The 10,405-nt window shown below is 53.6% G+C and carries 9 protein-coding genes and 2 pseudogenes; 6 read left to right on the plus strand and 5 right to left on the minus strand.

Annotated features, from left to right (window positions below; genetic code table 11):
- Window positions 1–22: 22 nt before the first annotated feature.
- Together RUA4292_RS25090 and RUA4292_RS25095 are read right to left on the minus strand one after the other, a co-directional pair.
- Complete coding sequence (locus tag RUA4292_RS25090) at window positions 23–1,021, minus strand: aminomethyl transferase family protein (protein WP_058276148.1); 999 nt, start codon at window positions 1,019–1,021, stop codon at window positions 23–25.
- 217 nt (window positions 1,022–1,238) lie between these two features.
- Window positions 1,239–1,628, minus strand: a complete 390-nt coding sequence (locus RUA4292_RS25095; RefSeq protein ID WP_058276149.1) for an NAD(P)/FAD-dependent oxidoreductase — start codon at window positions 1,626–1,628, stop codon at window positions 1,239–1,241.
- A gap of 187 nt (window positions 1,629–1,815) precedes the next feature.
- Between RUA4292_RS25095 and RUA4292_RS02425 the strand changes: the two genes are divergently transcribed.
- Window positions 1,816–2,595 (plus strand): class I SAM-dependent methyltransferase, encoded by a 780-nt coding sequence (locus RUA4292_RS02425; RefSeq protein WP_058276150.1) that lies wholly within the window; start codon window positions 1,816–1,818, stop codon window positions 2,593–2,595.
- Between the two features lie 33 nt (window positions 2,596–2,628).
- Here the strand turns inward: RUA4292_RS02425 and RUA4292_RS02430 are convergent, their stop codons facing one another.
- A complete protein-coding gene (locus RUA4292_RS02430; RefSeq protein WP_058276165.1) occupies window positions 2,629–4,008 on the minus strand; it encodes an aminotransferase in 1,380 nt (459 codons plus the stop codon).
- Window positions 4,009–4,021: 13 nt separating this feature from the next.
- Window positions 4,022–5,155: an FAD-dependent oxidoreductase gene (locus tag RUA4292_RS02435; RefSeq protein ID WP_082636965.1), complete on the minus strand. Its 1,134-nt coding sequence runs from the start codon at window positions 5,153–5,155 to the stop codon at window positions 4,022–4,024.
- A gap of 139 nt (window positions 5,156–5,294) precedes the next feature.
- Between RUA4292_RS02435 and RUA4292_RS02440 the strand changes: the two genes are divergently transcribed.
- Together RUA4292_RS02440 and RUA4292_RS02445 are read left to right on the plus strand one after the other, a co-directional pair.
- Window positions 5,295–5,933 carry a TetR family transcriptional regulator C-terminal domain-containing protein gene (locus RUA4292_RS02440; RefSeq protein WP_058276151.1) on the plus strand — a complete coding sequence of 213 codons (639 nt, stop codon included), beginning with the start codon at window positions 5,295–5,297 and terminating at the stop codon, window positions 5,931–5,933.
- 78 nt (window positions 5,934–6,011) lie between these two features.
- Complete coding sequence (locus RUA4292_RS02445; RefSeq protein WP_233493310.1) at window positions 6,012–7,313, plus strand: MATE family efflux transporter; 1,302 nt, start codon at window positions 6,012–6,014, stop codon at window positions 7,311–7,313.
- Between the two features lie 21 nt (window positions 7,314–7,334).
- Here the strand turns inward: RUA4292_RS02445 and RUA4292_RS02450 are convergent, their stop codons facing one another.
- Window positions 7,335–7,829, minus strand: a complete 495-nt coding sequence (locus tag RUA4292_RS02450) for an FAD-dependent oxidoreductase (RefSeq protein ID WP_306346053.1) — start codon at window positions 7,827–7,829, stop codon at window positions 7,335–7,337.
- 159 nt (window positions 7,830–7,988) lie between these two features.
- Between RUA4292_RS02450 and RUA4292_RS02455 the strand changes: the two are divergent.
- The 3 genes and pseudogenes from RUA4292_RS02455 to RUA4292_RS25100 all read left to right on the plus strand — a co-directional run.
- A pseudogene (locus RUA4292_RS02455) lies at window positions 7,989–8,351 on the plus strand (FGGY family carbohydrate kinase); the annotation flags it as partial.
- Window positions 8,352–8,565: 214 nt separating this feature from the next.
- Window positions 8,566–9,069, plus strand: coding sequence for an Hsp20/alpha crystallin family protein (locus RUA4292_RS02460; protein WP_058276154.1), 504 nt, complete (start codon window positions 8,566–8,568; stop codon window positions 9,067–9,069).
- Window positions 9,070–10,314: 1,245 nt separating this feature from the next.
- Window positions 10,315–10,405, plus strand: a pseudogene (locus tag RUA4292_RS25100) (IS6 family transposase); the annotation flags it as partial.

Consider the following 10,405-nt stretch of genomic DNA (forward strand, 5'->3'; position numbering starts at 1 on the left):
TACAGCACCGAACAATAATGCATCAGCACTTTATCTTGAGCATGCCGGGGTCATAAAGCGGCTTTAATGAGGCGATCGCATCGTATTTCTCGTCGGCAATTTCGATCTGCCATTGCCCCGTTACGACTACGTCAGCAGTCAACGGTTCACCAATCTCTGCAAAACCAATACCGACCGCAGCGCCGAGAGTGTGCCCATATCCACCGACTTGGATATATCCGACTTCTTTGCCGTTTAGGTAAATCATCTCGTTGCCGTACATGAGAGGCTCTGGGTCTTTGAGCAGGAACTGCAACATTCGGTTCTTGGGCGTGCCTTTTGCTTTGATCGCGGCTAGTGCTTCCCTGCCGATGAAGCCACCGGGTTTGTCCAATTTAACGGCAAAGCCAAGACCGGCCTCAATCGGGTTGCCTGTGTTGTCCACATCAATTCCGAAATCAAGATAGGCTTTCTCGAGCCGCAGGGAGTTAAGGGTCTGCATTCCGGCATTGCGAACGCCCAAATCACGACCTGCCTCCATTATCAGATCGTAGGTCTGTACTGCCTGAGTGGCAGGCACGTGAAGCTCCCAGCCTAGTTCGCCGATAAAGGTCACGCGATAGGCCATAACTACGGCGTACCCGATGTCGATTTCTCGAGCAGTCATGAAGGGAAAACCTTCATCGGACAAATCAGCACCAGATATTCTGCTCAAAAGTTCGCGTGACTTTGGACCATGAACGTTGATCTGGCAGCGTCCTGCGGTGATGTCTGTGATAACAACGTTCTCATCGTCCAGAATGTGCCGTCGCATGCGCATTTCGGTGTGACCCGCCGAGTTTTCACCCACGATGACCCAGTATTTCTGATCGGATAATCGGGTAACTGTAAGGTCAGCCTCAAATCCACCTCGTTCATTTACCCAGGCCGTGTAGACGACGCGACCGGGTTCAACATCAACGTCATTGCAAGAAAGGCGAGAGAGGAGTGCGCATGCGTCCGGGCCTTCTACACTGAAACACGCCATTGATGTCATGTCCATTACGATGACATCATCTCGTGCTGCCTTATGTTCTTCAGCGTGCTAATCAAACCAATTTTGGCGATACCAACTGTATTTCTCGACCTTGGCTTGTTCGGGCGCCGGGGCAAACCAATCAGGTTGTTCCCATCCATTTCCTTCGCCGAAAAAGGCTCCGGCCTGTTTGAGGCGGTCATATAGCACTGAACGCTTAACGTTCCTGGCCGTCTTGTAGTTCTCATTGTGGTAATGCTGACCAAAGAGCTTTCCCACAATTCAGGTGTTCTGTCGCGTCGAAAAGCCGGTGTCGCCATTTCACGGGAGAAGCGATTGACGTTGATGCCCGTGACATCGATTGGCGGCAACCTGTGGATATACCGGTTTCCTTCTCTAGGTTCGCATAAAGGTCTCTACCATGCGTGTAGATGGCGCACTCAGCTTCCGACTTGAGAAGGCCGGCTACAATCAGACCTGCGGCGTGCCAAGTGGTTCCTGATGTCAGTTGCCCCTGTTCCAGAACCACAACATCGCTATGGCCGAGCTCGGTCAGGTGGTAGGCCGTATTCGCGCCGATAGATCCCCCGCCAATGATCACGGTTTGGACATGCGTCGGAAGGGTGTCGTCCATGGCGAGAAATTCCTATCTTAGCGTTCTGTCTTCCAAATATCACTCAATATGATTAGTGTCTATTGACTGAATGATCATTCAATTAAAATCATATCGCTGACCTTCGACTTCGCAATAAAGCTTGTCTGAACAGGGAGAAAAGGCTTCACTACAGTGATTGACTGACAATCAGATGCGGGGAAATCCTATGTCAGACGAAATCCTATATGATCGACAGGTGATCAACTTTCTGGAGGAGCTTTGGGGGGAGGGGTTTCTTTCACCGGGAGGCCCTGAAGAAGTCGTTCGAGTTGTTGAGGGGATTGATCTGAGGGAAAAGCATATCCTCGATATCGGCTGTGGTTCTGGGGCCATCGCGGTGTTGCTGGCACAGGATCTCGGCGCTGCCAATGTGACCGGCATCGATGTAGAGGCCCCAGTATGCGCAGCTGCGAGAGACCGAGTTAGGCGGACAGGTCTGGAAGGAAAGATCGAAATCATAGAGGTCACCCCAGGCCCAATGCCATTCGCAGATGGTACTTTTGACGTTGTGTTTTCCAAAGACTCGATCATTCATATCCCCGACAAAGTAGCGATGGCCGCGGAAGCGTGTCGCGTGCTTAAACCGGGTGGTCATTTCGCGGCTTCTGACTGGTTGACCAATCACGACGGAGAGATGTCACCCGAGATGGCGCACTACGTGAAGATGGAAGCCTTGGAGTTTCAGATGGCGTCGCCCTCTAAGTACCGCGCTGCTATGGAGTTGGCGGGCTTTGAAGACGTAGAGTTGGTCAACCGCAACCCTTGGTATGCTCAGGTATCTGCTGCAGAGCTTGAAGAATTGACTGGGCCAAACCGAACCGACTGGGAAACCCGGCATGGTGCGGAGTTTATCGAACATCAAATCGAGATCTGGGACGCTATGCAGCCCGTACTAAAAACCGGAGAGCATTGCCCACATCACATCCGTGGTCGGAAACCGGCCTGATCTGACTGGCTTCTTGTCTTGGTGCGTTGACTGTTATGCTTCGTAGTCCTTGCTGACCTGCGCCATACCAGCCTCCATGATGTCGAACATTTCGTCTATCTGCGACGGAGTTATGATAAGGGGGGGTGAGAATACGGCCATGTTTCCAAATGGGCGCAAAAGCAATCCTATCTCCTCGCACGCATCGTCTAGTTTCTGCCCAAACTTCACATGCGCTTCGTAGCTCTCGACGTTTAGTCCGGGGCGACATTCTATGCATCCGAGAAGCCCGTCACCGCGCACATCCCCAACTATCGGAAATTTCTCTTTTATTCGATGCAGACGTTCCTGGAAGTGGGGTGTGACGCGTTGAACGTGGCCTAGAATATCTTCGCGCTCCATGATTTCGATGTTTTTGATTGCAGCCGCGCAACTCACCGGGTGCCCGGAGTATGTATAGCCATTGTAGAATACATCGTCGCCCGGTGCTTCGGCAATGCGTTTCATTACCGAGTCCGAGATCACGCAGGCGCCTAGCGGCAGGTAGCCTGAGGTTAAACCTTTTGCGCATGTAATAATGTCAGGGACAATGCCAAAGACGTGTTCTGAGGCGAACCAATGGCCCAGCCTGCCAAAGCCGGTTACGACTTCATCCGAAATGTACAGAATGTCGTTTGCCCGGCAAATTTCGAGCGTGCGCTTGTGATAACCCGGAGGCGGAACGATAACACCGCCGGAACACAGAATCGGCTCAGCGATAAAGGCGGCAATGCGGTCGGCGCCTACGTCAGCAATCAGGCCCTCAAGATCGGCGACTTTAGCATCGCACCAGGCATCAATACTCATGCCTTCTGGCCGGTGGTAGGGATTCACGTCTGGAAGGAAACGCACCAGATCCTGAGCTTTTTCAAAGCTTGTTTCGAAGCGCTCTTTCCCAGTGACAGTCGCGGCGAGAAAAGTGGATCCGTGGTAGCCTTTTTCCCGGCCGATCACGATCCTCTTCTCCGGCCGGCCAAGCCGTTTGTTCATGAAAAGCGCGGTTCGCAGCGCGGTATCAACGGCCGTAGACCCACCGGTAGTAAAGTGCACGGTGTTCAGATCGCCCGGTGTGCGTTCTGCGATCATGCGCGCCAAAATAGCCGCGGGTTCAGTCGTAAACGACCACGGCGACGCGTAAGGCATCTTCATAACCTGTTGGGAAATGGTATCAGCCATCTCTTGACGCCCGTATCCGATCTGTGTGCACCACATACCGCCTGGGCCATCAATATATCGCTTCCCGGCAGCATCCCAAAGGTAGATACCATCCGCTGTATTTACTCGCATGTATTCGTCGGATCCAAAGCCCTCGGTTCCGGCCCAAGGATGCAGGTGATGGTCGCGATCCCAAGCGACCAGATCGCCGTCGGATGGTGTATTCCCTGGAGTATTCACGTCTGCTTCTCCTTTAGGTGCGGGCCGGTGGCGTGGCACGTGCGCGGGGCGGTGCGAAAAAGGCTTTGGTGACAGGTGTAAGGCGCGCCATCCTGGTGTCCCATTTGCCTTCTTGCAGAGTGTAAATTTCCGCCTGTAAGCCGGATGACCGGCCTGCATCCGGCATACGGACATGTGCCAACGCGATGTTGCGTTTGGCGGTCGGCGACCATATTCCGGACGTTATGTGCCCAATTTCTTTTTTGCGTCGGTTGTAGATCAATGACCCTTCCGATGGTTTGAATCCTTCGACGTCGAAACGCATGAGCAGGCTTCTTGGATTTTCTCGCTTGGACAGCAGCTCTCGCCGACCATTGAAATGACCTTTGTTGAAGTCGACTAACCGGCCAAGACCAAGCTCGAAGGGGGTTTGTCCCCGATGCAATCGCTCGGTTGCATGAACTGGTTGAAAGTCCACGCCTGCGGTCAGAAACCCCGCTTCGATGCGGGCCAAATTTACGGCTTCGTAGCCAATCGCGCGCAATCCCTGATGTGCGCCACCTGTCCAAATACGGTCCCAAAGCGCTTCTGCTTTGTCCCAGTCGCACCAGAGTTCATAGCCCAGATCACCGGTAAAACCCGTCCGCGAAATCATGAGATCATGGTCAACGTGAGCAAGATCGAATGGCTTCAGCTGGCTGACATCTAACCCGGCGGCCTCCAAAACTGCGTAGGAGGTCGGGCCCTGCAGCGAAAGTCCAGCGATACTGTGAGTTTCGTCGACGACTGAAACGTCAAAACCCCAAGCCGCGTCGAGTAGCCATGTCAGCATTTGTTCCTGACAGCAAAGGCGCCAATCGTTGTCGCCAAGGTGGAAATCCCCATCGCGTGTAAAGCTCGCGCCACCTTCATACGGAATAACCTGAAGTCCGTATTTCGGTAACTCGAGGTCCCGAGCGATCTCGCGCCGCAGAAGAGAGCAAACATACGAGCAATTCGAGTACGTCCAACCATCGTGCAGTGAGCGGCTGACTGCAGCGCCTCCAATCCAGTCGTTCTTTTCGACCACCAAAACACGCAGGCCGGCACGTGCCAAATAGGCGGCGGCAGTCAATCCGTTGTGACCAGCACCGGCCACAATGACGTCGTATCTGTTCTCAACCGTCAAATTTGTCCATCCCTTTCTCTCTCGTTTACAGGTCAGGTTCGGGTTCGTAAAGTTTATTTGAGCGCTCAAATAAATTCTAAGCTATTGACGCATCTTTTTTGCGCGCTGTAGATGGCTGTATTCGTAGAAGGAGCGGCAATTGGTCGAAGCAGATCGTAAACGTCCCCGCAAAGAGCGGAAGGAGAACGCAGATCGTCGTCGCCGGCAGCTGTTGGACGCGGCTTGTCGCTCTATATTGGCTCATGGGTTGGCAAAAACGACGCTCGCAACGGTCGCGTCTGAAGCTGAGCTTTCTCAGGGTGTTGCGGCGTTTTACTTCAAGTCAAAGCTTGGTCTTCTGACCGAAGCTTTGCGCGACCTTTACCAGCGCTACGAAGACCACTGGACAGCTTCTTTAGAGCGAGCAGGGGATAAGCCAGCCGAAAAATTAAGGGCTCTGATAAAAGCTGATTTCCACCCTGATGCATGTGGTCCGGATGTCTTGCCGCTTTGGTATGCATTTTGGGGCGAGCTTCGATTTCAACTGCAGTACGATGAAGTTGCCGAACATTTCGAAACACGTCGAAGAGAGACCCTGCGTGTAATCTGGAACGAATTGTTGCCCGACGATGAGGTTGCTTCACCAGATCAAATGGCGGAATGGATGGAGACGTTGACGGATGGCTATTGGCAACGATTGCATCTCGCTCCTCAAGGCCTGAGCCGAAAGCAGGCGGAACAGGCTGCCTGGGGTTGCCTTGTTCGCCTGGTCCCGAAATTACTTGGGGATACGGCTTAGTCAATTACGACTGAAAGGCCCAACAATATGACGCCCGTGCGGTTATCGCAGCAGCCTCGACCATCTTGGAGCGCGATCTTGAAAGAGGCGCGTTACCTTGCGCGCCTTGCTCTTCCGATAGTTATCTCTCTTGCTGCAGCTGCTTTGATTGGCGTCGTTGACACCGTGATGGTGGCCCCGTTGGGAACACTTCCTTTGGCGGCGGTCTCGATCACAGCCTCGGTGCTGATCATCTTTTATTCAGCGCTCTACGGCTTTGTTTCCGCAATTGGTGTGCGGATGGCTGAAGCCTTTGGGAAAACGAGTGAACGAGGGCTTGCATCGGCAACAAGCGCTGGGCTTGTCGTTTCGCTGGTCGTTGGAGTCGTTGGGGCTGCTGTAATGATCTGCCTAAAACCTGCCCTTTCCTGGATTGGGCAGCCGCCCGAAGTGGTCAGTCTGATTGGCGGCTACTGGATTGCGATGAGCCTCCTTTTGGTGCCCTTCACGATTTTTTATGCTTTGAAAGCCCTGTTTGACGCCATGAATCGCCCGTGGATTGGGGTGGGCCTCGCGTTCCTTTCCGTCGGTTTCAATATCCCTTCGAACTATGCTTTGATCCACGGAGTTGCTGGCTGGCCGGGTCTGGGTCTCGTCGGCGCCGGGATCGCTAGTCTGTTGTCTCAGATGGTGCCGTTAATTGTGGCATTCGTGATTTTGCGCGCGTGGAGAAAGAAGAAGGGTTTCCTAAAGGCCGCAGGTTTTGATTGGTCCGAGGTTAAAGCGCAGATCAAAGAAGGGTTCATTATTTCCGTTGGTTACCTGGGGGAGGGGGCCGCTTACGCTGTTGCCGGCCTTATGCTTGGATGGTTCAGCGCCGCCGCGCTTGCCGCGCATCAAATCGTTTCCGCGGTCAGCGACGTCATTTACATGGTGCCCTTGGGTGTTTCGATTGCGATTTCGATACGTGTAGCTCAGGCAATTGGTGCGGATGAAACAGAACGGCTCAAGCCGATTGTGTTGGCGTCGCTATTGGTTGTTGTTGGTTGGATGGCCGTTGTCGTTACTGTTATTTTGATAGGCCGCGCTCCTTTGGCCAATAGCCTTTCAGATGATCCAAGAGTTGTTTCTCTCGCGATATCGATGTTCCTTGTGATTGCTGCAATGCAGATTGCAGATAGCGTGCAGGGGACAATGCTGGGCGCTTTTCGGGGCATGATGGACAATCACGTTCCTGTTGCCATTACCCTGATTGCGTATTGGGTCTTTGCTTTGCCGCTTGGATATGCGCTGGGCTTTTTGATTGGGTTCGGCCCCAACGGCGTTTGGATCGGATACGGCTCAGGTCTCTCTTTGGCGGCTATCGCGTTGACCTATCGCTTCTTCTCCAAAAACCGCTAGTCGGCGTTGCTTGCCAGCTCACTAAAGACCCAACTTGTCCAAGATTTTAAGGCGTAGGATTTCTGCTTCGACAAGAGTTTCTTTCGCGAACGAGAAGGGGAGTGGTTTGAGGGGGGTGACCGGAAATTCCAGCTCGTCCGCTTTGGTTCCTGTCGCCCATTTGGCGAGGGCGCGCCCCATTGCCGTGGCGATGGCAACGCCGCGCCCATTGTATCCCAGACCTGTCATAACCCCCGGAGTGAGTTCATGCAGGTGTGGATAATGATCTCTCGTCAATGCAACAAAGCCGCCCCATTCGTATTCCCACTGAACTCCGGACAATTGCGGGAAAAGTTCGACAGAGATGCACTTCAAACGTTCGATTTGTTTGAGAGTGTGAGCAGCCCTATCTGACGGGTCCAACGTGATTGTTAGTGCATGATCGGCCTGTGTTCCATCGGGATGATGGTTTCTGGTGCCGGAGGGCGATACCTGCTGGAGTTGCCACACGCGAAGGCGGCCCTGTTCGCATAACACAAGTTCTATGAGTCTATGGTTAGGCAATCTACCTATCGGGTATTTCTGAGCGCTATTAAGAGTAAGTGGGGTGTCTCGCTCACACTCTTACAGGGGTAGGCTGGAAAGGCGATCCAACGGAGAATGAGCGAGACGCATGCCTGAGAGCCGGGACGGGTCGAGCGGGACCTGAACGAGCTTTGGGCGAATGTAGGCGAGGCGATCAGCGGATGTGTGGCCACGGCTGGTTTTGATGCTGCAGATATCGCGGTCATTGGCTGTGCGGGACATGGCAATGGATTGTATTTGCGGGACAAATCCGACGGGCCGCTGGTGGGCATTCAGTCTCTGGACAGCCGGGCGGCAGATCTGGCGTCAGAACTGGCAGCCGCACATGGCGACCGGTTTCACGAGATCTGCCTGCAAAAACCATGGCCTTCACAGACGCCAACGCTTTTGGCGTGGATCAAGCGCCACGAGCCCGAAATCTATGCTAACACCGGCGCGGTTCTGCTGTGCAAGGACTTCATAACGCTAAGCTGACCTGGGGTTCCGATCAAGACTACTGAGAATGGTGGTAACTCCACCACGACGTGGCAGGTTTGTTGGACAACGGTTCCCGTTTCTGTTCGTTCAGCCGCTGCGTTCGGTCTGGCTGATGCTGAGGTTGCATGCTTGCGCAAGATCAAGGTCCTTGACCGCTTTTCCTGTCATAATGTTGCGCGCGTGAAATCAGACCAAAGGAGGAGGCTCAAAAATGCTAGAAGACAAAAAGTCCCCGCAACTTTTCACTGGAACGCATCCGCTCTCCGACAACTTTCGGCGTGAAATGGAAACTCTGATGTCGCGTTTTTTCGGGGGAGGACCACCTTTCCTACCAATGGAAACGGCTGCGCAACGCACGGGTTTTCCGTCTCTTGACATGACAGGTGCGATTTCACCGGCAATCGATGTCCAAGAAACGGATTCTGCGATTGCCTTGACGGCTGAATTGCCAGGGCTCGAAGAGGATGATGTGGAAATTGAAATCAAGGATCGCAGGCTAATCCTGCGCGGTCAGAAGAAGATTGCGCATGATGAAACGGGCGATCTGCGTGTCAGCGAAAGAAGCTATGGCAGTTTTTCCAGAGCCATGTCGCTGCCAGACACTGTGGAAATCGACAAGATTTCCGCAACATTCGACAAAGGCGTTCTACATATCGAAATGCCGAAGACTGAGCCTCAGGATCCAAGCCGTAAGATCAAGGTATCGTCGAAATAGACGGTCTGTTGGCTCGATACGGGGCTTGAAAATGCCAAAGCAGAGGGCCGATCATGGATCGGCCTTCTTTGAGCTGCGGCCTGATAGATGTTTTTTGATTGAATCCGGGCGGACATCGCAAGTGTTTGTATAAATGCGTTTTATGTACATTCGCACCAAGCCATGGGTTTGGTGTTGCAGCGTGGTAGAATGCCCTCACGCGTTTGGAAAGGGGGTCATAATGCGAAATCCAGAAGCGAGTGGCATGACACCCTCAGGACATGCTGGTGAAGGTGAGGTACGGGCCTTTCTGGAGAGCCTGACCGGACCATCGCGCGGAACCGTGAACTGGCTTGTTGATCAAGGCCTAACTGTTTCTGTTGACGATGGCAGGGTGTTAAGCCTTCGACCTAAAGACGACCTGCCTCCGCATGACAACGATATTGCCACCTTACAGTGGGCTGACGACGGTTACACTATAACCGCGTCAGCAGGGCGCAATGTATGGGTAAACGGGCAAAATGCTTCATCGGCGTCTCTGAGGCATGGCGACATGATCGAGTTCGGCGAAAAGGGCCCTATGTCTCGATACAGATTGTGCGACCACTCATTTCCCGCACACCACACAGTCGAAGATATCCTCAGTGACGCATATGCTTACACCCGAACGAGCCGTCGACCTTTCGCCAAAAAGATGTCGGGTGCCCTGCGCGATAGTGGGCGGCGGCTTGCGTCTCAGACCACGATACTGTTCAGGATTACAGTTCTTGCAACGCTTCTTGTGATCGCGGGGTTTGGTTACCTACTTTACCAAAACGACCGGCGCTTGGCGGATAGTATCGAACAGGAGTCCCGCAAGATCGAAGCGGTCGCGGTTATGCTCGCTCAGACGCGAGAAGATGCACTTACGCCTGATGACTTGGCTTCGTTGCGTGACGCTTTTGAGAATCAGGTTTTGTCGACCGAGCAGCGTCTTGGAACCTTGGAGCAACGGGCGGGGGCACCCACGCGGGTGATCGCTGCCTCCATTCGATCCGTCGCTTTCCTTCAGGGGGCTTATGGGCTGCGCCACGTGGAAAGCGGTAAGATTTTGCGGCACGTGCTGGGGCCGAACGGAGAAAACCTGAAAACCCCGTTTGGCCAGCCTTGGATCGAACCGGACGGGACCGGCGAACCTGCGGAATTTCAGTTCACCGGAACCGGGTTTTTGATTAAAGGGGGCTCATTGATGGTCACCAACCGTCATGTTGCGTTGCCGTGGACATCATGCTGCGTTTCAGGCGTATGCGAAGTTTGCAGAAATTCGCCTCCGTCCATTCCTCCGTTTACAACCACTTCAACCAGGAAAGATCGCTAG

Source organism: Ruegeria atlantica (assembly GCF_001458195.1).
Lineage (GTDB): Bacteria > Pseudomonadota > Alphaproteobacteria > Rhodobacterales > Rhodobacteraceae > Ruegeria > Ruegeria atlantica.